This window comes from Mumia quercus (assembly GCF_025506335.1).
In the GTDB taxonomy this organism is placed as follows: domain Bacteria; phylum Actinomycetota; class Actinomycetes; order Propionibacteriales; family Nocardioidaceae; genus Mumia; species Mumia quercus.
Window position 1 is genome coordinate 167,795 of record NZ_JANZYO010000007.1, and the last position, 21,323, is coordinate 189,117.

A 21,323-nucleotide genomic window follows, 5' to 3' on the forward strand; every position below is an offset into this window, starting at 1 on the left:
GGTCGACGCTATCGGCTCTGAGGGTCGCTCTCCGCCTCCAGGAGCAGACCGAGGTCCACGGGGGCGAGCCCGGCCAGCGTCGACGCGTGCGTACGGCGTTCGCCCTCGTCGACCGGCACCAGGTTCGGGACCACGAGCACGTGACACCCCGCGGCGGCCGCCGAGCGGGTGCCCGTGTTGGAGTCCTCGATGGCGACGCACCGCGACGGGTCGACTCCGAGTGCGGCTGCCGCGGCGAGGTACGGCTCCGGGTGGGGCTTGCCGTTCGTGACGGTGTCACCGGTGACGACGGCGCCGAACGGGCTGCCGCCCAGCCGCGCGATCATGGGCTCGGCGACGACCGCGTACGACATCGTCACCAGCGCCTGCGGCACGCCTGCCTCGGACAGGGCGGCGATCATCTCCCGCGCGCCGGGTCGCCACGCGATCTCGCCGTGGCGCATGTAGTGGGCGACCTCGCCCACGAGGGCGTCGACGATGTCCTCGGCGGACAGGTCGAGGCCCATCCGGCGCTTGATCTCGCGGCCGGCCTCCATGAGGTCGCTCCCCACGAGCGCGAGGCCGTCCTCCTCCGACCACGAGGCTCCGTAGCGTGCGGCGAGCGCGTGCTCGGCCCCCAGCCACACCGGCTCGGTGTCGACGATCGTGCCGTCGAGATCCCAGAGGACGGCGTCGGGCAGGGTCGTGCGGTGGACGTCGGTCGTCATGTGCTCACTCTGTGTCGAAGGCGGGCGCTGCGTGAGCAACCCTAGGAGTCGGTGTCGCGGGAACGTCGCTTGAGGTAGCGCTCGAACTCGCGGGCGATCGCGTCGCCCGACGCCTCCGGCAGCTCGGACGTGTCCCGCGCCTCCTCCAGCGACTCCACGTACGCGGCGATGTCGGCGTCAGAGCTCGCGAGCTCCTCGACGCCGCGCTCCCACGCCCGGGCCATCTCGCGCAGGTCACCGATCGGCAGGCTGATCTCGAGCACGTCCTCCAGGTAGCCCAGCAGCGCGAGCGTCGCCTTCGGGCTCGGCGGCTGGGCGACGTAGTGCGGCACCGCGGCCCACAACGAGACCGTCGGGAAGCCCGACTCGATGCATGCGAGGGTGAAGACCCCGTTGATGCCCGTGGGTCCCTCGTACGTCGAGTCGTCGAGGTGGAGCCGCGCCTCGAGGTCGGTGTCGTTCGTGGTCCCCGTGACCGGGACCGGCCGCGTGTGCGGCGTATCGGCGAGCAGCGCGCCCAGGGTGACGACCGCGTGGCTCGCCACCCGGTCGGCGATGGCGACCAGCTCGTCACAGAACGCGGTCCAGCGCATGTTGGGCTCGATGCCCCGGACGAGCACCACGTCACGGTCCGAGCCGACCGGCCGGGCGACGTAGATACGTGTCGTGGGCCAGGTGATCTCTCGGTGGCCGGCCTCGTCGGTCCCGATGTAGGGACGGTTGACCTGGAAGTCGTAGTAGTCGTCAGGGTCGATCTCTGCGACGAGCTCGGCGTCCCACCACTCCACGAGGTGGTCGATCACCGAGCTGGCGGCGTCGGCCGCGTCGTTCCATCCCTCGAACGCGACGACGAACCACGGGTCGACAACGGTCGGGAACTCGGTCTGCTCGCTCACGGCTTCACTCTATGCCGAGCGGTGAACCCGCCGCGGAGGGTGCGCGCTCAGATGACGCCGAGCAGCGCGTCGACCGCGGAGGCGACCGTACGACCGGAGCCGGGGACGCCGTCACCGGCCGCCGCCATCGCCGCATCGACCCACGAGTCGACGGCCGCGATCGCACGCGGGGCGTCGAGGTCGTCGGCGAGCGCCTCGCGGACCGCGGCCACGACCGGCTCCGCAGCGGGCCCGCCGGACGCGAAGGCCTCGCGCCAGCGGCCGAGGCGCTTTGCGGCGTCGACGATGTCGCTGTCCGCCCACTCCCAGCCTGTGCGGTAGTGGTGGTCGAGCACTGCAAGCCGGATCGCCATCGGGTCGTGGCCGTCGGCGCGCAGCCGCGAGACCAGGACCAGGTTGCCCAACGACTTGGACATCTTCTCGCCCGCGTAGGCCACCATCGCCTGGTGCACGTACGCCTTGGCGAAACGGTCGTCGGTCGCGACCTGCGCCTCTGAGGCGGACATCTCGTGGTGCGGGAAGATCAGGTCGGTCCCGCCGCCCTGGACGTCGAAGTCGTGCCCGAGCGTCTCCAGCGCGATCGACGAGCACTCGACGTGCCAGCCGGGTCGTCCCCGCCCGAACGGGCTGTCCCACGACGGCTCCCCCGGGCGCTCGGCCTGCCAGAGGAGACAGTCGAGCGGGTCGCGCTTGCCCTCGCGCCCAGGGTCTCCCCCGCGCTCCCCGAACAGCCGCAGCATCGTCGCCTGGTCGTAGCCGGAGACCTCTCCGAAGGCAGGGTCGGCGTGGACGGAGAAGTACACGTCCCCGTCGAGCTCGTACGTGACCCCACGCTCACGAAGACGCTCGATCAGCGCGACCGCGAGCGGGATCGACTCCACCGCCCCGATGTAGTGGTCGGGGGCGATCACGCGCAGCGCGGACATGTCCTCACGGAAGAGAGCGATCTCGCGCTCGGCGAGGTCGGTCCACTCGATCCCGGTGGCCGCCGCGCGCTCCAGCAGCGGGTCGTCGACGTCGGTGATGTTCTGCGTGTACACGACCTCGAGGCCCCGGTCGCGCCACACGCGCTGGAGGAGGTCGAACGTCAGGTACGTGGCGGCGTGCCCGAGATGGGTGGCGTCGTACGGGGTGATGCCGCAGACGTACATGCGTGCGCGGCCCTCCGGGTCGAGGACCACTGCCTTGCCGCGCGCCGTGTCGTGGACGTGGGCCGCCGGGCCAGGACCGAGGCCCAGCGCGGTGAGGTCGGGCACTTCGGGAGACGTCCAAGCACGCATGCGACGAGGGTATAAGGCTGCCCCTACAGCGGCGGCCACGGGATCGTCGGCCACCGATCGCCGTCGGTCGGCATCGTGCCCGTCCTCAGGAGGGCGTCCAGACGTGCCGCCAGCGCCGCGATCTCGTCCTCGCTGATCAGCGTGCAGAGGGTCTCGCGCAGCGGGCCGGACTCCACCTGCTCGGAGAGGTCCGTGAGCTGCTCGCGCTCGGCCGGAAGCAGCTCCTCTCCCGCCCAGCCCCACAGCACCGTGCGGAGCTTGTCCTCCACGTGGAAGGTGAGCCCGTGGTCGCACCCGAACACCGCGCCGTCGACGGGGAGCAGGTGCCCGCCCTTGCGGTCGGCGTTGTTGACGACCGCGTCGAAGAGCGCGACGGCACGCAGCGGCGCCCAGTCGCGGTGGATCAGCGTCACCTCGCGGTCGCCGGGGCCGATCGCGTCGACGACCGCGAACCAGCCCTCGGGCTCGCTGCCGGCCGGGACCACGGCGATGGTGGCGATCGAGGGGTCGGACTCCACCCACAGCTGCACCATGCCCGGTCCGAACGGCCCGTCGGTGAGCACCGTCGGGGGGACGACGTGCCAGCCGCCGGCCTCGGAGACGAGGTAGGCAGCGCGCTCGCGGGCCGCCAGCGTGCCGTCGGGGAAGTCCCACAGCGGGCGCTCCCCGCGGACGGGCTTGTACACGGACGCGACCGAACGTGAGCCCTCGGACATCTGGGCGAAGAACGTGCCGTTGGACGCCTCGACCAGACGCCCGGTGACGTCGAGCGTCCCGCGCTCCAGGAGGTCGACGGCTCCGGGGTCTGCCGCGAAGCCGCGCGGCGAGGCGAACTCAGTCACGGGCCACCCGACGGAAGCCGTTGGCGCGGGGGCAGAGGTGCCCGTCCGGCTCGACCACTCCCCCGCAGAACGGGCAGGTGGGACGACCGGCGGCGACGACGCTGCGCGCGCGCTCCGCGAACTCGAGCGCGACCTCGGGAGGCATCGTCACGACGAGCACGTCGCTGGCCTCGGTCTCGTCGTCCTCGGTCATCGCGAACGCCTCGACCACCACTTCGCCGGTGTCGGGCTCCCACGCGAGGGTCATCGCGCCCACACGGAACTCCTCCTCGATCGGTTGCTCGAGCGGGTCCAGGTCGACCGCCCATCCGAGTCCTCCCCCGGGCGAGGCCGGCGCCTCTACCTCGAGCAGGAGCGCTTCCAGACGCTCGGCGAGCACCTCGACCTGCTGCTTCTCCAGTCCGACCGAGGTGACGCGAGACCCGTCGCTGGCCTGCAGGAAGAACGCCCGCTCTCCCGGGACTCCGACCGTACCGGCAACGAAGCGGCGCGGACGCTCGTACCTGTGGATCAGCATGGGACCGAGCCTAGACAGGGCCCCGGAGCGCTGCGACTCCTGTCCATCCTCACGCCCCACCGCCGACCGGAGCGTCACCCGTGGCCTCCTCCGGGTCGCCCGGAGCGGGCGCGAGGGCGCTCAGGTCGGAGCCGAGGTCGTTGACGTGATGGACGGTCGGGCGGTGCGAGCCGTAGGTGATCACGCTGAGCGATCCGGGACTGATGGCGATCCTCTGGAAGAGATCCAGATGAGTCCCGAGCGCGTCCGCGACGACGGCCTTGATGACGTCACCATGGCTCACCGCGGCCCACACGGCACGGGCGCCGTACCGCCTCGCCACCCGTCGGTCGATGCGCCGTGCCGCCTCGACTGCACGCGCCGCCATCGCGTCCATCGCCTCGCCACCGGGGAAGACGACGCTGCTCGGCTGCTGCTGGACGGCCGCCCACAACGGTTCCTTGGCGAGCTCCGCGATCGACCGGCCCGTCCACCGTCCGTACTCGCACTCGATGAACCCGGGGTCGCGGCGGACGGAGACGGTGTCTCGTTGGGCCTCGGCGATCGCGCGTGCGGTCTGCATCGTCCGCAGCAGCGGGCTGCTCACGACCAACGACAGCGGGAGCGCCGCGAGACGCTCGGCCGCGCGCGCCGCCTGCGCACGTCCCGTCTCGTCCAGGCCCACGCCCCGCGCGCGCCCCGCGAGCACACCGTCCGCGTTCGCAGCGGTCCGCCCGTGGCGGACGAGGATCAAGGTCGGCACGCTCCGAGCGTAGTCGGCCGACTATGCCAAAGGGCGCGACAATGAGACGGTGATCTTGGACTGTGCCGTCTACCACGGGGGCAAGCCGCTCAAGTCGGGCCTGCGGATCGACGAGCTCGCCGACACGGTCGCCACCTGCAAAGAGCCGGCCGACTTCATCTGGATGTTCATGCAGGACCCCACGTACGAGGAGTTCCGCGAGCTCCAGACCGTCTTCGCGCTGCACCCGCTCGCCGTCGAGGACGCTGTCACCGCCCACCAGCGCCCCAAGGTCGATGTCTACGGCGACGCCGGGTTCGTGGTGCTGCGCGCCCTCCGCTACGACGAGCAGACCAAGCGGCTGGACACGGGCGAGATCTCGATCTTCGTCGGCGAGCGGCACCTCATCGTCGTCCGGCACGGCGACTGGCCGACGCTCGACGGTCTGCGCGAGCGTGCGGAGCACGACAAGCCGCTCGTGCAGTACGGCGCCATCGCGGCGGCCTACCACGTCATCGACGCCGTCGTCGACCAGTACGAGGTGATCGCCGACGCGCTCTCCGACGACGTGGAGGACCTCGAGGCGGCAGTGTTCTCCGACGACCCGTCCCGTACGGACAGCAACCGGATCTACCTCCTCAAGCGGGAGGTGCTGGAGTTCCGCCGTGCCGTGGTGCCGATCCACCTCCCCTTGCAGGACGTGCTGAGGCGACGGTCGACGATCGCGGTCCCGAAAGGGATGCTGCCCTACTTCCGCGACGTCGCCGACCACCTCGCCCACACGCACGGCACCATCGACTCTCTCGACGGGCTGCTCGACAACGTCATGCAGGCACGCGCGACGCAGATCTCGGTGCAGCAGAACGACGACATGCGCAAGCTCGCCGCGTACGCCGCGATGATCGCCGCGCCCACGCTCATCGCCGGGATCTACGGGATGAACTTTCGCTACATGCCCGAGCTGAGCTGGCGGTTCGGCTACCCGCTCGCCCTGATCGCGATGGTTGTGCTCTCGGCCCTGCTGTGGCGTGCCTTCAAGCGCTCCGGGTGGCTGTAGACGCTCACCAGGGGACGAAGCCGTCACGCCCGAAGAACGCCCCGGTCGGCCCGTCCGGCGCCACGGTCGCCGCCCGCACGGTCGCTGTCGCTCCCTCCTCGACGGTCTGTGTGCCGTGGTGGCCGTTGAGGTCGGTCGCGGTGTAGCCCGGGTCTGCGGCGTTGATACGGAGCTCGGGCAGCTCCTTGGCGTACATCGTCGTGACCATGTTCAGGGCAGCCTTCGACGAGGGGTACACCAGCCCGACGAGACCGTGCTCGAGCCGGCTCGGGTCGGTGGTCACCCCGAAGGAGCCCATCCCGCTCGACACGTTGACGATGCGGCCGTGCGGCGACCGACGCAGAAGCGGCAGGAGCGCGTGCGTCACCCGGACAGGTCCGAGGAGGTTGACCCCGTACACGGCGAGGAAGTCCGGCGGCACCGTCTCGGAAGGTGCCGTGGCGGGCCCGCCGATCCCCGCGTTGTTCACGAGGACGTCCAGTCCGGTGTCCGCGCCCTCGATCGTGCCTACGGCGGCGGCGACCGACGCGTCGTCCGTGACGTCCAGCACCACCGGCCGGACGTCACCACCCTCGCGCCGCACCGTCTCGGCGGCCTTGCGTCCCAGCTCGGGGTCGCGCGCCCCGAGCCACACCGTCCATCCGAGCCCTGCGAGCTGCCGTACCGTCTCGAGCCCGATTCCCTTGTTCGCCCCGGTGACCAGGGCCGTCGTCGTCGTCATGGTTCGACCCTCGTCGCCCGACGACCGACGTACCAGGACCGCTTCCTCCTGGTACGGGCGGTACCAGGCTGGCACGTGGTGAGGAGCGGCCCCGCGTGCCAGGCTGAGGGCGTGGATCGTCGTGAGCTCGGTCGCCTCCTGGTGCGTGCACGCACGCGGGTGTCCCCCGACCAGGTCGGCATCCCTGCAGGGTCGCGGCGCCGGGTGGCGGGTCTGAGACGCGAGGAGGTCGCGGTCCTCGCCGGCATCAGCGTCGACTACGTGACGCGGCTCGAGCAGGGCCGTGGCGCGCACCCCTCGGCCTCGGTGCTGAACGCCCTGGCCCGCGCGCTGCAGATGAGCGACGACGAACGGCGCGAGATGTTCGACCTGGCGGAGGTCGCGTCTCCGCGTGCCGGTCACGTCCCGATGCTCGTACGCGCCAGCATCCTCCGTCTGCTCGACCGGCTCGAAGACCAGCCCGCGATCGTGCTGAGCGCGAAAGGCGACGTGCTCGCGTGGAACCCGCTGGCGGTCGCGCTCCTCGGGGACTTCTCGGCGATCCCGCCGGCGCAGCGCAACCTCGCGTGGCAGCGCTTCCTCGGTGACCCGGGTCGCGTGGCGGTCTCCTCCTCCGAGGAGGCCGCGCTCGCCGCCGCGCAGACCGTGAGCTCGCTGCGCGCGGCCGCGGCGAAGTACCCGGCCGACACCGACCTGCGCCGGCTGGTCGAGGAGCTGCGCACCCGCAGCCCCGAGTTCGCTCGGCTGTGGGCCGACGCGCCGTCGCAGGTCTGGCGCAGCCACCGCAAGACCGTCGCGCACCCGGTCGTCGGGACCCTGACGCTCGACTGCGACGCGCTCGAGATCGCCGACACGGACCAGAAGGTCGTCGTCTACTCGGCGGAACCGGGCTCGCGCGCTGCCGAGCTGCTCGCGCTGGTGAAGGTCGTCGGCACCCAGAGCCTGGGCGCCGACGCCCCTTCCTAGCCGACGGTCGTGGTCGCGGCGATGGTGCCCGTCGCGAGCAGGACCAGCACGAGCGTGCCGAGCCCGATCCGGTAGATCACGAACGGCGTGTACGAGTGCTTGCTCACGTACTGCAGCAGCCAGTGGATGACCGAGATGCCGACGACGAACGACACGATCGTCGCGAGGATCGTCGGGCCGACCCCGTACGCGTTGTCGCCGCCGGGGATCTCCGGGAGCTGGAACAGGCCCGCTCCGACGACGGCCGGGATCGCCAGCAGGAACGCGTAGCGCGTCGCCGCCGCACGGTCGTACCCGAGGGCGCGCCCCATGCTGATCGTCGCTCCCGAACGCGAGACGCCCGGGATGAGCGCCATCGCCTGGGCGAAGCCGAAGAGCACGGCGTGCTTGCCGTTGAGGTCCTCGATCGTCCGGTCCTGGCGGCCGAGCTTGTCGCAGATCCCGAGCACGATGCCCATCACGATCAGCATCGTGGCGATGACCCACAGGTTGCGGAAGTCGCTCTCGATGACGTCCTTGAGCGCGATGCCGAGGACGACGATCGGCAGCGAGCCGACGATGACGAACCACCCCATCCGCCACTCGAGGGTGTCGCGCGCGTCGCGCTTGACCAGGCCGCGCAGCCAGCCGCCGGCGATGGTCCAGATGTCACGCCAGAAGTACAGGACGACGGCGAGCTCTGTCCCGATCTGGACGACGGCCGTGAACGCAGCGCCAGGGTCCTCCCAGCCGAAGAACTTCGGGTAGATCGCGAGGTGTCCCGACGAGGAGATCGGGAGGAACTCGGTGAGGCCCTGGATGAGGCCGAGGACGAGTGCTTGGAGGAGGTCGTTCACTCGCCGAGGCCCGAGGTCTCGAGAGCGTCGGCGACGGTGCGCAGGACGTGGGCGCGCTCGTCGTGGGTGCTGCCGAAGGTCGACACCGCGAGCGTGGTCACGCCGGCCTCGGCGTACGCGTGCAGCCGCTCGGCGATGCGTTCCTTGGGGCCGATGAGCGCGGTCTGGTCGACGAGCTCGAACGGGACCGCCGCAGCCGCCTCACCCTGCTTCTTGTCCAGGTAGAGGTCCTGGATCTTCTGCGCGGCGTCCTCGAAGCCCATCCGGCGGGCCAGGGCGTTGTAGAAGTTCTGCTTGCGACTGCCCATGCCGCCGACGTACAGGGCGGTGTAGGCGCGCACCATCTGGGCGCACTCCTCCAGGTCGTCGCCGATCACGACCGGCACGGTCGGGACGATGTCGAAGCCCTCCATCGTCTTGCCGGCCTTCTCGCGCCCCACGCGGAGGTGGTCGGTGGAGGCAGCGGCCTGCTCGGGGTTGAAGAAGATGGCGAGCCAGCCGTCGGCGATCTCGCCCGCGAGCTCGAGGTTCTTCGGGCCCACCGCGGCGAGGTAGATCGGGAGGTCGGCACGGTACGGGTGGAGCATGATCTTGAGCGGCTTGCCGGGGCCGTCGGGCAGCGGGAGCGTGAAGTGCTCGCCTGCGTAGTTGAGCGGCTCCTCGCGGGCGAGGATCGTGCGGACGATCTCGACGTACTCGCGGGTCCGCGCCAGCGGCTTGTCGAACTTCACGCCGTGCCAGCCCTCGGAGACCTGCGGGCCCGAGACGCCCAGCCCGAGACGCACACGTCCCTCGGAGAGACGGTCGAGGGTCGCCGCGGTCATCGCCGTCATCGCAGGGGTGCGGCCCGGGATCTGGAGGATCGCGGTGCCGAGCTCGAGGGTCGTCGTCTTGGCCCCGATCCACGAGAGAAGCGTCGGGACGTCAGAGCCGTACGCCTCCGCCGCCCATGCCGACGAGTAGCCCAACGACTCCGCGTACACGGCCGTCTCGACCCTCTCCGCGACGTCCGGGCCGGCGACGTACCCGACGTTGACTCCCAGCTTCATGACCTGCTCCTGATCGATGGGGACCGCGATGCGCAGGGCGAGCCTAGCGTGGGCGCGGGGCCCGTCTCGACTAGCCTTCCGACAAGGCCGACAGGGGCCTCAGCCGAGGAGTGACATGCAGGAACGGTTCGTCGGACGCAGCGGGCTCTCCGTCTCCCGAGTCGGGCTCGGGACGGCGTCCTGGGGGCGTGAGACCGACGAGCACGAGGCCGCCGACATCCTCCGCACGTTCCTCGACGCGGGCGGCACGCTCATCGACACCGCCGCCTCGTACGGGGCGGGCGCCAGCGAGTCGCTGCTCGGCACGCTGCTCGCCGACGTCCCCCGTCACGACGTCGTCCTGGTCTCGAAAGCAGGCTCTTCTGTCCCGCACGGACGAGCGGGCACGTCGCGCGGCGCGATGCTCGCCACGCTCGACCAGACCCTGGGCCGACTCGGGACGGACCACCTCGACCTGTGGCTCGTCCAGGGGTGGGACCCACGCGTCCCGGTCGACGAGACGCTCGGCGCGCTGGAGCACGCGGTGACCACCGGCCGTACGCGCTACGTCGGCGTCTCCAACTACACCGGCTGGCAGACGGCGTACGCGGTCGCCCGGCAGGCGTCGCGCGACCTCGCAGCGCCGGTCGTGGCGACCGAGGTGGAGTACTCACTGCTCGCCCGCCAGCCCGAGCGTGAGGTCGTCCCCGCCGCGGAGGCCCTCGGCTTCGGCGTCCTCGCGTGGTCCGCGCTCGGTCGGGGCGTGCTGACCGGCAAGTACCGGTACGGCATCCCGGCGGACTCGCGGGCGGCCTCCGACCACCTCACCGGCTTCGTCGACCCGTACCTCGACGAGGACGCCCGCCTCGTCGTCGAGGCCGTCTGCCGTGCCGCGGAGGGTCTCCAGCTCACGCCTCTCGAGGTCGCGCTCGCCTGGGTCCGAGACAGGCCATCTGTCGCGAGTGCCCTCATCGGACCCCGGACAGCGGCACAATTGAAGGCAGCGCTCTCGGCCGAGGAGGTCACCCTCCCCGGCGAGATCGCCGACGCACTGGACGACGTGTCAGCAGAGGCGGTGTGACGGAGGCGGTGTTGACCGAGTACGAGTTCCAGCGGTTCTGGCTCCCGCGGACGGAGTCGCGCCAATCGGTGCGACGCCTGCTGACCGATGCGGCCGAGCACCAAGGCTGGGAGCTCGACCGGCTCCGCCTCTTCCCCGACGGCAGTCGTCGTGTCACGCTGCGCCGACGCATCATCCGCGTCCGCAGCACCCTGTAGCCCGCCGGTCGAGCAGCCCACTGGCTGGTCGAGTAGGGCGGAGCGCCAGCGGAGCCCGTATCGAGACCACCGGGTCTCGATACGCCCTCGCCTAGCGGCTCGGACTACTCGACCACCAAACCCTGGCTGGTCGAGTAGGGCGGAGCACCAGCGGAGCCCGTATCGAGACCACCCGGTCTCGATACGCCCTCGCCCAGCGGCTCGGACTACTCGACCCACCCACACGCCGGATCGGATCTAAGAGGCGGCTACGCCAGGTCCAGCAAGCGGTGAAACACACGCGCTCCGAACTCCAGCGCGTCGGTCGGCACGCGCTCGTCCACACCGTGGAAGAGGGCCGTGAAGTCGAGGTCGGCCGGCAGCCGCAGCGGCGTGAACCCGTACGAACGGATGCCGAGCCGGTCCCACGCCTTCGCGTCAGTGCCGCCGGACATGAGGTACGGAGCCACGTGGGCGTCCGGGTCCTCCCCGTGGAGCGCGACGGTCATGGCGTCCACGAGGTCGCCGCTGAACGGGTACTCCAGCGCCGGTTGCAAGGTCAGCGGATCGACGGTCACCGCCCCGCCGGCGAGCCCCCGCACCTCGGCCATGAAGGCCTCCTCCTGGCCAGGCAGGAAACGGCCGTCCACGTGCGCGTGCGCCTCCCCCGGGATGACGTTCACCTTGTAGCCCGCGTCGAGCATCGTCGGGTTGCTGATGTTGCGCATGCCGGCCCGGATCATCCGCGCCGCCGGGCCGAACTCGGCGACGAGCTCCTCGGTCGAGGCGTCCGACGACCCGGTGAGCTCACGGACCTTGTCCAGGAGGATCTGCATGGACGGCCCCGGCTCGTAGGGCCAGTCGTGCTCGCCGATGGCGGTGATGGCGCGCGCGATCGCGGTGACCGCGTTGTTGTCGCGCACCATCGACCCGTGCCCTGCGGTCCCCTGGGCCGACAGGCGCATCCAGGCCAGCCCCTTCTCGCCGGACTCGAGCAGGTAGAGACGCTTGCCGCCGATCTCCGTGGAGAACCCGCCGACCTCGCCGATCGCCTCCGTGCAGTCCGCCACCAGGTCGCGGTGGTGGTCGACGATCTTGTGGGCGCCGTGGATCGATCCGGCCTCCTCGTCCGCGGTGAACGCGAGGACGATCGTGCGTCGCGGACGCAGGCCCGAACGCTGCCGGGCCCGGACCACCGACAGGACCATCGCGTCGAAGTCCTTCATGTCGACCGCGCCACGGCCGTACAGGTACCCGTCGACGATCTCGCCCGCGAAAGGGTCGTACGACCAGTCAGCCGCCTGCGCGGGCACCACGTCGAGGTGTCCGTGCACCAGCAGCGGAGGGAGCGACGGATCGGTGCCCTCCCAGCGTGCGACCACGTTCGTACGCCCCGGCGTCGCTTCGACGATCGTCGACTCGATCCCCACCTCGGACAGCAGCGCGGCGACGTACTCGGCCGCCTTCCGCTCCCCGGGCCCCGAGTCGTCTCCCGTGTTGGTGGTGTCGTTCCGGATGAGGTTCCGGCAGATCTCGACGACCTCTTCGGCAGGATCGACGCGGACGGTCTGGGTGCTCTCCTCGGTGGTCATTGCCCCATCTTGCCTGGCCAGGGGCGGTGGCCGTGAACGGGTGGACCCCGGTTTGGGGTCCACGGGCGGGTGTTTGCTAGAGTTCTGACGCACGGTGAACGACGCAAGACGACGGTCACCGACCCAAGTCCGGGTGGCGGAATAGGTAGACGCGCTAGCTTGAGGTGCTAGTGCCCGTATTAGGGCATGGGGGTTCAAGTCCCCCCTCGGACACACAGGTCAGAGCCCCTTTCTGGATTCTCAACTCACACTGAGGCCCAGGGAGGGGCTTCTTGTTTTTCCACCGCGGGTGCAACTGCGAGTGCAACTGAACGCCGGACCCCCTATCCTCCTCATAGGATATATTCCGCGACGACCCTTGGGGAGGCGCCGTGCGCCGAGTCTTCCGTCCCACCATTCTCCTCGCGACCATCCTCACCACCGGCGTCCTGTACGGTGCCGAGGCTGCGCCCGGAGAGACCAACGACTCCACCGATCCCGCCGACATCGACGCCGCCGCCTCACTTGCGGCAGCGACCTCAGCCGCCGCCACGATCACCGCCGCTGAAGCGGCAGCAGCTGCCGACCCGAAGGACGACCTCGGGCCCGACCCGGCCGCGCTCGACGGCCGCCCGGCCACTCCCCTCCAACGCCAGGTGGCGCGCCGGGTCACCGCACTCGTGTCACCACCTGACACCAAGCCGACCAAGCCCGAGGAAAGCGTTCCCGCCAGCCTCGACCACGGGATCATCGGCGTCCTCGGCAGCCCGGCCGCCGGCTACACGCTCGTGCTCACGAAGGGCACGGACGGGAAGGCGCTGATCTCCACGATCGTGAAGGGTCTGCCGACCGAGGCTGCCGCCGGGCTCAGCTTCCGCGTCTCGGAGCGGACCGCCGACGAGCTCCGGGATGCCTGGGTCGCCGTGTTCGCGGGCGACTGGCAGTCGTCGGTGGACGTGACCGGCCGCTCCATGGCGGTCGACCTCAGCCCCGAACGCGAAGCCGTCGAGGTCGTCCTCGGTGGAGAGGCCCCGCCGGTCGGCAGGGCCGACACGATGAGGCAGCCGTTGGAGGGCGTGCCCGCGGAAGCAGTGGTCGTCGAGTACGGCGGTGAGTCCGGGCGCGCGTCGCGCGTCAATGACAGCGCACCGCACTGGGGTGCCGCGAAGATCACCAGCGGCGGCACGACGTGCACCTCCGGCTTCACGGTCCGGGGCAAGACGACCGGCACGTTGTACTCGCTGACCGCCGGCCACTGCGGGGCGAACGGTTCCAGCTGGAACTCTGGGACGTACTACTACGGGGAGATGGCAGGCAAGGCGAACTACCCCGACTACGACCAGGCGCGGCTGAAGGGATCGACCTACGCGCCGACGATCTACACCGACGGACTGGACAACTTCAGCACGCGGAAGGTCACCGGCGCCAACAACGGCGAGGTCGGCGACTCGATCTGCGCCTCGGGTACGGTGACGCGATCGATCTGCGGGATCAAGATCAAGGCCCTCAATGCCACGTTCTGCGACAACCCTGCGGTCGAGTCGACGTGCACGTACTACCTGCTGCGAGGCCGTCGCGACGACGACAGGGTCATCACCCGCAGGGGTGACAGTGGCGGCCCGGTCTACCAGCGCAACAGCACGCAGGCGCGGGCCTCCGTGCGCGGCATCATCGTGGCGTTCGACATGTCAGGGGTCCGACTGTTCGCCGAGCGCTACACGTCGATCTCGAACCACCTCAACGTCACGGCCGTGACGACCGACTGACGGCACCCTGCCGGGCGTTACCGTCACCGTCTCGACTCCCCCGCGTGTCGAACGTGCGAGAACGCGAAGCACGCCAGGATCACCGCGAGGGCTCCACACGCCGCTGCCGCCGGAAGCGACGGCGTGGCCCGGAACCCCGTGGTGATCCCGGCTGCGGCGCCCGGCAGTCCGACCCAGCCGACGGCCGTCCACGTGCGCGGGGTACGCGAGGCCTCGACGGCGATGCTCAGCAGACCGATCCCGAGCGGGACGAGGACCAGTCCCACGAGGGGAAGGAGGAAGGTGGCTTCGCGCCGGGAGACGGCTGCGTAGAGGCCGGCCAGACCGGCCGACGATCCCGCCCAGAGACAGACGAGCCCCGCCAACCACCAGCCGAGTTTCAGACCAGGCGAGGCCGTGCTGTCGCCGCCCTCGGCGTACCCGTCCCCCAGGTCGTCGGTCGTCGGCGCGCTGCCGCGTCCCATGACCTCCACCGCCAGCCCGTTCACGGGGTGGACCGCTCCGGTGATGTCGTAGGTGAATAGGGCGACATGGTTCGCGTCGGCGTAGCGGATGGCATGCGCGGTGAACGAGGACCCGCAGAAGAAGAACAGGTCGGCGTTCGACGCTCGGCCGACCGCGCCGACGAGCCGCTGGATCTCCGGCCGGCCCGCCTGTGAGGCCTGGAACTTCACCTGGGCAGCCGCGTGCGAGGCGACGACATCGATCCCGCCGTCCGCGCCACCGGGCGATGCCCGTGCGTCGTGGTACCCCCAGTGCCGGAGCCACCGTGCGGCGTTCTCCTCGGCGTCCTCCCACCGAGCCACGTGAAACAGGTCCGACTCCGACACGCTTCCCCTCCCTAAGGTCGCATCAGGGTAGCGGGTCGCGAGGACACCTTCGGAAGAGGAGGTCGGGGCCTCGTGGCGGGGTCGAGGAGTCAGCCGACCAGCCGTTTGACGGCCCTGTATGCCAGCCAGCCGCCGAGCACCCACGGGCCCGCGACGATCACCGGATCCAGCGCCTGATGGACGAGGTCCGTACGGTTTCGGCCGACCCGTGAACTCAGCCCCTTCCGCGAGAACTCGGCCGTGATGCCGGTCTGTGTGAGCGGGTTGTCCGGACGTCGTGACACGAAGGAGCGCAACGCCGCCTCCTTCGTGTCGATGCGGTCGGCGGCGATGAGGAGCAGCCAGTGGGCGGCACGGCCCTCGCTGTACCGGGCGTACGCGTACCGGCGCACCTTGCCGGACAGTCCCCGGGGTGGGCAGGACGTGCCGAACACCGGGGTCAGGAAGGCGTGCTCGATCGAACGTTCGCGCGGGTAGGTCTCCGGCTGGCGTTCCGGGAACGCCCAGTGCGCACCGGAGTGGTCGGGCTGCGGCTGCTCGCGCGGGAAGGCCGGGCGGTCGTGCGGGTCGAGATCAGCGCCCCAACCCGGGATGGTCGCGCGAACCTCCTCCAGGGATCGCGGGAGCGGCGGCTTGGTCTGCGTGTAGGTGTACAGCTCCGCGTTGTCCGTGGCGCTCATGTCATGGCCTCCTCAGGCGGCGTCGGGAATGATGAGCGGCTTGATGCAGCCGTCCAGCTTGGCGGAGAACATGTGGTACGCCTCGTTGATGTGCTCCAGCGGCACCCGGTGGGTGACGATGTCGCTCGGCTTGAGGTGGCCGTTGCGGATGTGCTCGAGCAGGCGCGGCCACTGCCGCTTGACGTGCGCCTGGTTCATCCGCAGGGTCAGGCCCTTGTTCATCGCGTCACCGAACTTCACGGCGCTGAAGATCGGACCGTACGCCCCCATGACCGACACCGTGCCGCCCTTGCGGACACCGTCGATCGCCCAGTTGAGCGCGACGGGCGACCCGCCCTGCAGCTTCAGCTTCGCCGCGGTCACGTGCTGGATCAGGTTGCCGTCGGCCTCCGCACCGACGGCGTCGATGGCCACGTCTGCGCCGAGGTGGTCGGTGATCTTCTTGAGGTGGACGACGATGTCGTCGTACTCCACGAAGTTGTACGTCTCGGCGAAGGCGAAGGTCCGCGCCTTCTCCAGCCGGTTCTCCAGGTGGTCGATCACGATCACCCGGCCCGCTCCCATCAACCACGCCGACCGCGCCGCGATGAGCCCGATCGGCCCCGCGCCGAAGACGACCACCACGTCGCCCTCGTGGATGTCGCCCAGCTGCGCCCCGAAGTAGCCGGTCGCCGCCGCGTCCGTGAGCAGGACGGCGTCCTCGTCGTCGAGCCACTCAGGGATGCGCGCCGGCCCAACGTCGGCGAACGGCACGCGGACGTACTCCGCCTGGCCGCCGTCGTACCCGCCCGTGGTGTGCGAGTAGCCGTAGATGCCGCCGACAGCCGTGGCGTTCGGGTTGACGTTGTGGCAGTTCGCGAAGAGACCGCGGGCACAGAAGAAACAGGTGCCGCAGAAGATGTTGAAGGGCACCATCACCCGGTCCCCGACCTGCAGGTTCTCGACGGACGGCCCAACCTCGTCCACGACGCCGATGAACTCGTGGCCGAACGTGTGGCCGACCCGGGTGTCCGGCATCATCCCGTGGTACAGGTGCAGGTCGGAGCCGCAGATCGCCGCCATCGATACCTTGACGATCGCGTCGTTAGGGTGCTCGATCGTCGGGCGGTCCTTCTCTTCGACACGGATCCGGTAAGGACCGCGGTAGACCATCGCGCGCATCAGGGTTCCTTTCGGTGGTCGTGGCTGACAGGGTGCCCTCGGCTGCCGACCTCATGCCTCTTCGGTCGAAGACGGCTCGGTCTGCGTGAATCGGTAGAGGTACGCCAGCGGGGGCACGACCAGCACGACCGCCAGCACGACGGCGACCAGCAGGGCGGTGAGCGTCGCGCGGGCTCCGGCCGCCTCGTCGATGGTGACCTGGTCCACGAGGATCCACGGGTACTGAGCGACTCCCCACCCGAGCAGGACTGCAGCGACCGCGACGACCGCGGTGACACGCGCGACCGCGTACCGCCGGCGGAGGAGCAGCACGAGCGTCGCCGTCTCGGCGGCCGCCGAGACGGCGACGAGGGGCGCCGCACGTCCGCTCAGCCCGTCGCTCAGCGTGGGCGCGTCCTCCCGTATCGGCACGAGCGCGAGAAGGACCACCGCCCCGGTCACGAGGCCGACGATCAGGGTGCGTACGCGAAGGGTCTGTGCCAGTGCGGCCTCACCCGCGCGCTGCGCATCCGCGGTGAGGAAGACCCCCGCGAGGAAGGCGCACGTGCCCACCGCGATCGCACCTCCGATCAGGGAGACAGGGCCCGTCCACGAGGTGAGCCGGTCGCCGACGCCGTCGCCGGGCACCCGCCCCGAGGCCACGGCACCCGCCACCGTCCCGAGGAAGAACGGCGTGATGACCGACGAGGTGGCGAACAGGGCGCCGAACAGCTGCGCCTGCGACAGGGTCTCCGCGTACTTGCGGAACGCGAAGCTGGCCCCACGGAGCACGATCCCGGCCAGGGCGAGGAGGAAGGGGATGAACAGGGTCTGCATCGCTGCGGCGAAGGTGCCGGGGAACGCCGTCCACCACATGACGAGCACGAAGATCAGCCACACGTGGTTCGCCTCCCAGACGGGGCCGATGCTCCGGTCGATCAAGGTCCGGATGGCCGCGCCCTTCCGGGCGTCTCCTGCGGTGAGGTCGTAGAACCCCGACCCGAAGTCGGCACCGCCGAACAGTCCGTACGCGACCACACCCGCGAAGAGTGCCGCTGCGACGAGGTCGGCCGTGTTCACTCCGCCACCCTCTCCGCCGGCGCTGGCGCGTCAGGCGAGTACGGGCTCGGGAGGTCCTCCTGCCCCGCCCGCCATCGACGGGCCATCGAGCGCAGGACGAGCACCGCGCCGACGGTCATCCCGGCGTAGACGACCACCACACCTCCGAAGACCCACCACAGGTCCGGGTTGTTGCCCGCCGCGTCTTCGGTGCGCAGCACCTCCCATACGGTCCACGGCTGTCGGCCGACCTCCGTCGCGATCCACCCCGACTCCATGCAAACGACGGCGAGCGGGCCGGCGAGCACGGCGAACCAGAGGAACGCCTTGCGTCGCAGGAGGTCCGTGCGACGCGCACGCAGCAGCCAGAAGACGATCACGGCGAAGGCGAGCAGCATGCCGATCCCCACCATCGACTGGAACGCCACGTGCGTGATGTTCACGGGCGGACGATCCACCGGTGGGAGGGTGTCGAGGCCTTGGACGGGCTTGTCGAACGATCCCCTCGCGATGAACGAGCCCCACGCGGGGATCTCCAGGAACCACCGCGGCTCGCCGTCGACGAGCAGACCGCCGATCCGCAGCGGCGCGGGCTTCTCGGTGCTGGTGGCGAGCTCGAACGCCGCCAGCTTCCCGGGCTGCGTCTCGCCGAGCCGCATGCCGAGGAGGTGGCCGACCACGGGCTGGGCGAGCGCGGCGACCGACGCGAAGACGAAGGGGACCGTGAAGCCGACACGGTGGTGACGGTTGCGCCGTCCCCGCAGCATGCCGGCGGCGTAGACCGCGGCCACGACGAAACCGACAACCATGAAGGCGGCGACCCACATGTGGAGGAACTGCAGGAAGGCGCCGCTGTTGAAGAGCACCCGCCACGGTTGGACGTCCGTCACTTCACCGTCGACGATCCGGAACCCGGTCGGCATGTTCATCCACGCGTTGACCGACACCACGCAGTACGTGCCGACGACGCCGGCCGCCGCCATCGGCACCAGCATCGCGAGGTGCAGGCGGGGAGGCAGCCGGCCCCATCCGTACAGATACAGCCCGAGGAAGATCGCCTCGATGAAGAAGGACAGCCCCTCGAGCGCGAACGGGAACCCGAGGACGTCGCCGAACCTGCCCATCAGGCCAGGCCACAGCAGACCCATCTCGAAGCTCAGGACGGTCCCGGAGACCGCCCCGATCGCGAACAGCACCGCCGAGACCTTCGCCCAGCGCTTGGCCAGTGCCAGGGCGTCGGCGTCGCTCTTCACGACGCCGCGGAGGTGGACGACGAAGATCATCGCCGGGAACGCCACCCCGAAACAGGCGAGGACGATGTGCCAGCCGAGCGAGAACGCCATCTGCTGACGCGCCGGCAGCAGGCCCGCGGGCGGCTCCGACGCCAGCGAGACGAGCATGTCTGCCACGGCGACCGACATGGGTCCGAGGTACCCGAGGCACGCTCCCCCATGCTCAGGAGTCGGTGTCGGCTCCGATCGGGTCCGCCCACGACGGCCGCGATATCAGGCAGAACGGGTGCCCCGCAGGGTCTGCGTACACGTCACCGCCGAGCGACCGGGCACCGAGTCGGACGACCTGCGCCCGGGCGGCGTCGACGTCGTCGACCATGATGTCGAGATGCATCTGCTGCGGGATGCGGGGGTCGGGCCACGTGGGTGCGGCGAGGCCGGGCGCGCGCTGGAAGGCCATCCCCGACGTCTCCTCGTCGACCGAGACGACCACGAAGTCGCCGTCGTCGTAGGTGATCGGCTCCCCCAGGACCGCTGACCAGAACGCACCGCTCGCCCCCGGGTCTGGGGCGTCGATCACGAGGTGGTGCCGGCGCCCGATCACGGCGACGCCGTCGGGTGCTCGCTCACGGCCGCCGCGGGACGGGTCGGCAGCAGACGCGTGAAGTAGAGCGCCGCCACGATGAAGAACGCGAGCACGAGAAGGCTCGCGCGCAGACCGGCGATGCGGGCGTCGGTGTTCTCCGCGACGATCGCCTCCGCTTGAGGCGCCGGGATGCCGGCCTCGGCCAGCCCGTCCTCGAGCTCGCGGTCGGACACGAACGGCACACCACTGGCGAGGGTGACCTCGGCGCGGTCGGAGAGGTCGCGAGGGACGACGCTGTTCGCCTCGATCCCCGAGAGGAACGAGGCGCTGAGGGCACCGATGAGCACCGAGCCGGCGAGCGCCGTGCCGAGCGACGCTCCCAGGTTCGTCGCCGTGTTCTGAAGGCCGCCGACCTCGCCGCTGCGGCTGTCGGGCAGCGACGACACCGTCACCGCGCCGAGCTGCGAGGAGAGGGCGCCGATCCCGAGCCCGGCGAGCAGCAGCGGAACGGTGACGATCTCCGGCCCGGCCCCCGCCTCCAAGGCGAGCACCAGCGAGGCCACGCCCGCGAGGAGTGCACCCAGGCCCCACGCGACGACACGCCGAGGGGACGCCTCCGGCCACAACCGCGGGACCGCGATCGCGGCGAGGAGCAGCGTCACGGACAGCGGGAGGATCCGGACCCCGGTCTCGATGGCGCTCAGGCCGAGAGCGACCGAGAGGAACAGCGGAATCGTGAAGAACAACCCGGCCTGCACGAGGAACTGGAAGAAGAACATGGTCAGCCCGCCGGTGAGCTGCCGGTTGCTCAGCATCGTCACGTCGACCAGCGGCTCACGACCGGCAGCAGTGGTGCGCGCCTCCCACCAGAAGAAGACCCGCAGGACGAGCAGGCCGGCGAGGACGAACCACAGCGTCGGGGAGAGCCCGAGGAACGACGCGCCGCCAGGAGTGGGCCGCACCCATCCCCACTCCCCGGCACGCAGGACCCCGTACACGGCGAGCGCGAGACCGACGGCCGAGAGCAGCGAGCCGACGCCGTCGAGCGACCCCCTCGTGGCAGGACGGCTGTCATGGATGCGTCGTGTGAGCAGCAGGATCGCCACGACCAGCACGACCTCGCCGGCGAAGACGAGGCGCCATGTGAGGTAGGTCGTGACCGCGCCTCCGATCAGCGGGCCGGCCGCGACGGCGATCGCGCCCGCCGAGGCGACGAGCCCGTATGCCCGCGGGCGCTCCTCCGAGGGGAAGTTCGCCGCCACGAGAGCGACGATGGCGGGCATGATCAGGGCCGCCCCCAGCCCTTCGAGAAGGGACCAGCCGAGGAGCAGGACGGCAAGGTTCGGCGCGAGCGAGGTGGTCAGCGATCCCAGGCCGTAGACGACGCACCCGAGGGCGAAGGCGCGACGCCGCCCGATCATCGTGCCGATCTTGCCGCCCGTCACCATCAGCGCGGCCATCACAAGCGTGTACAACGTGATGGCGGTCTGGATGCCTGTCACGGTCGTGTTGAGATCGGCCGCGACCTGCGCGATCGAGACGTTCATCACCGAGCTGTCGAGAGTCATGAGGAACTGGCCCGACGCCAGCGTCAACAGCACGACTCCGCGTCCCTCGCCCACGTTCGACAG

Annotated in this window: 22 protein-coding genes and 1 tRNA gene; 6 read left to right on the forward strand and 17 right to left on the reverse strand. The window is 70.5% G+C overall.

The features are described 5' to 3' along the window. Positions 1-8 precede the first annotated feature (8 nt). Genes NYZ95_RS17535 through NYZ95_RS17560 form a run of 6 tightly spaced genes read right to left on the reverse strand, consistent with a single transcriptional unit; the run spans position 9 to position 4,984 of the window. Positions 9-707 (reverse strand): HAD family hydrolase, encoded by a 699-nt coding sequence (locus NYZ95_RS17535; RefSeq protein WP_262852622.1) that lies wholly within the window; start codon positions 705-707, stop codon positions 9-11. Positions 708-748: 41 nt separating this feature from the next. Continuing rightward, positions 749-1,603 (reverse strand): PAC2 family protein, encoded by an 855-nt coding sequence (locus tag NYZ95_RS17540; RefSeq protein ID WP_262852623.1) that lies wholly within the window; start codon positions 1,601-1,603, stop codon positions 749-751. Between the two features lie 47 nt (positions 1,604-1,650). Further along, a complete protein-coding gene (gene mshC / locus NYZ95_RS17545) occupies positions 1,651-2,883 on the reverse strand; it encodes a cysteine--1-D-myo-inosityl 2-amino-2-deoxy-alpha-D-glucopyranoside ligase (RefSeq protein WP_262852624.1) in 1,233 nt (410 codons plus the stop codon). Positions 2,884-2,906: 23 nt separating this feature from the next. Further along, complete coding sequence (locus NYZ95_RS17550) at positions 2,907-3,725, reverse strand: SCO1664 family protein (protein WP_262852625.1); 819 nt, start codon at positions 3,723-3,725, stop codon at positions 2,907-2,909. Continuing rightward, the gene (locus tag NYZ95_RS17555; protein WP_262852626.1) at positions 3,718-4,242 is read right to left on the reverse strand and encodes a DUF3090 family protein; all 525 of its coding nucleotides are present in this window, start codon (positions 4,240-4,242) and stop codon (positions 3,718-3,720) included. Before NYZ95_RS17555 ends, NYZ95_RS17550 begins: the two co-directional genes overlap by 8 nt. 49 nt (positions 4,243-4,291) lie before the next feature. Further along, positions 4,292-4,984 (reverse strand): MSMEG_4193 family putative phosphomutase, encoded by a 693-nt coding sequence (locus tag NYZ95_RS17560; RefSeq protein WP_262852627.1) that lies wholly within the window; start codon positions 4,982-4,984, stop codon positions 4,292-4,294. A 49-nt stretch (positions 4,985-5,033) separates the two neighbouring features. Here NYZ95_RS17560 and corA point away from each other — a divergent pair, with 49 nt between their 5' ends. Then, the gene (gene corA, locus NYZ95_RS17565) at positions 5,034-6,020 is read left to right on the forward strand and encodes a magnesium/cobalt transporter CorA (protein ID WP_262852628.1); all 987 of its coding nucleotides are present in this window, start codon (positions 5,034-5,036) and stop codon (positions 6,018-6,020) included. Positions 6,021-6,024: 4 nt separating this feature from the next. Here the strand turns inward: corA and NYZ95_RS17570 are convergent, their stop codons facing one another. Further along, entirely contained in the window at positions 6,025-6,741 is a 717-nt protein-coding gene (locus tag NYZ95_RS17570) for an SDR family oxidoreductase (protein ID WP_262852629.1), read from the reverse strand. Between the two features lie 111 nt (positions 6,742-6,852). Here NYZ95_RS17570 and NYZ95_RS17575 point away from each other — a divergent pair, with 111 nt between their 5' ends. Further along, a complete protein-coding gene (locus tag NYZ95_RS17575) occupies positions 6,853-7,707 on the forward strand; it encodes a helix-turn-helix transcriptional regulator (protein ID WP_262852630.1) in 855 nt (284 codons plus the stop codon). Here NYZ95_RS17575 and NYZ95_RS17580 read toward each other — a convergent pair. Both NYZ95_RS17580 and NYZ95_RS17585 read right to left on the reverse strand, forming a co-directional pair. Continuing rightward, complete coding sequence (locus NYZ95_RS17580; RefSeq protein ID WP_262852631.1) at positions 7,704-8,543, reverse strand: undecaprenyl-diphosphate phosphatase; 840 nt, start codon at positions 8,541-8,543, stop codon at positions 7,704-7,706. The two genes, NYZ95_RS17575 and NYZ95_RS17580, sit on opposite strands and share 4 nt — an antisense overlap. Beyond that, a complete protein-coding gene (locus NYZ95_RS17585; protein WP_262852632.1) occupies positions 8,540-9,592 on the reverse strand; it encodes an LLM class F420-dependent oxidoreductase in 1,053 nt (350 codons plus the stop codon). Before NYZ95_RS17585 ends, NYZ95_RS17580 begins: the two co-directional genes overlap by 4 nt. 115 nt (positions 9,593-9,707) lie before the next feature. Here NYZ95_RS17585 and NYZ95_RS17590 point away from each other — a divergent pair, with 115 nt between their 5' ends. Both NYZ95_RS17590 and NYZ95_RS17595 read left to right on the forward strand, forming a co-directional pair. Continuing rightward, entirely contained in the window at positions 9,708-10,652 is a 945-nt protein-coding gene (locus NYZ95_RS17590; RefSeq protein ID WP_262852633.1) for an aldo/keto reductase, read from the forward strand. An 8-nt stretch (positions 10,653-10,660) separates the two neighbouring features. After that, positions 10,661-10,849 (forward strand): DUF5703 family protein, encoded by a 189-nt coding sequence (locus NYZ95_RS17595; protein WP_443677485.1) that lies wholly within the window; start codon positions 10,661-10,663, stop codon positions 10,847-10,849. A 248-nt stretch (positions 10,850-11,097) separates the two neighbouring features. On the opposite strand, the gene NYZ95_RS17600 is transcribed toward NYZ95_RS17595, so the two are convergent. Continuing rightward, a complete protein-coding gene (locus NYZ95_RS17600; protein ID WP_262852635.1) occupies positions 11,098-12,420 on the reverse strand; it encodes a M20/M25/M40 family metallo-hydrolase in 1,323 nt (440 codons plus the stop codon). Positions 12,421-12,547: 127 nt separating this feature from the next. Between NYZ95_RS17600 and NYZ95_RS17605 the strand changes: the two genes are divergently transcribed. Both NYZ95_RS17605 and NYZ95_RS17610 read left to right on the forward strand, forming a co-directional pair. Beyond that, positions 12,548-12,633: transfer RNA gene (locus tag NYZ95_RS17605), tRNA-Leu, on the forward strand. A 158-nt stretch (positions 12,634-12,791) separates the two neighbouring features. Next, positions 12,792-14,165, forward strand: a complete 1,374-nt coding sequence (locus tag NYZ95_RS17610; RefSeq protein ID WP_262852636.1) for a chymotrypsin family serine protease — start codon at positions 12,792-12,794, stop codon at positions 14,163-14,165. Positions 14,166-14,188: 23 nt separating this feature from the next. Here the strand turns inward: NYZ95_RS17610 and NYZ95_RS17615 are convergent, their stop codons facing one another. From NYZ95_RS17615 to NYZ95_RS17645, 7 genes are all read right to left on the reverse strand, one after another. Further along, positions 14,189-14,995: a restriction endonuclease gene (locus NYZ95_RS17615; RefSeq protein WP_262852637.1), complete on the reverse strand. Its 807-nt coding sequence runs from the start codon at positions 14,993-14,995 to the stop codon at positions 14,189-14,191. Positions 14,996-15,084: 89 nt separating this feature from the next. Then, positions 15,085-15,675, reverse strand: coding sequence for a hypothetical protein (locus tag NYZ95_RS17620; RefSeq protein ID WP_262852638.1), 591 nt, complete (start codon positions 15,673-15,675; stop codon positions 15,085-15,087). A 12-nt stretch (positions 15,676-15,687) separates the two neighbouring features. After that, positions 15,688-16,836 (reverse strand): zinc-dependent alcohol dehydrogenase, encoded by a 1,149-nt coding sequence (locus NYZ95_RS17625; RefSeq protein WP_262852639.1) that lies wholly within the window; start codon positions 16,834-16,836, stop codon positions 15,688-15,690. Positions 16,837-16,887: 51 nt separating this feature from the next. Then, entirely contained in the window at positions 16,888-17,895 is a 1,008-nt protein-coding gene (locus tag NYZ95_RS17630; RefSeq protein ID WP_262852640.1) for a cytochrome d ubiquinol oxidase subunit II, read from the reverse strand. Beyond that, positions 17,892-19,295, reverse strand: a complete 1,404-nt coding sequence (locus NYZ95_RS17635; protein ID WP_262852641.1) for a cytochrome ubiquinol oxidase subunit I — start codon at positions 19,293-19,295, stop codon at positions 17,892-17,894. Before NYZ95_RS17635 ends, NYZ95_RS17630 begins: the two co-directional genes overlap by 4 nt. Before the next feature lie 34 nt (positions 19,296-19,329). Continuing rightward, positions 19,330-19,710, reverse strand: coding sequence for a VOC family protein (locus NYZ95_RS17640; protein WP_262852642.1), 381 nt, complete (start codon positions 19,708-19,710; stop codon positions 19,330-19,332). Next, positions 19,707-21,314 carry an MFS transporter gene (locus NYZ95_RS17645; protein WP_262852643.1) on the reverse strand — a complete coding sequence of 536 codons (1,608 nt, stop codon included), beginning with the start codon at positions 21,312-21,314 and terminating at the stop codon, positions 19,707-19,709. Before NYZ95_RS17645 ends, NYZ95_RS17640 begins: the two co-directional genes overlap by 4 nt. Between the last annotated feature and the right edge of the window lie 9 nt (positions 21,315-21,323).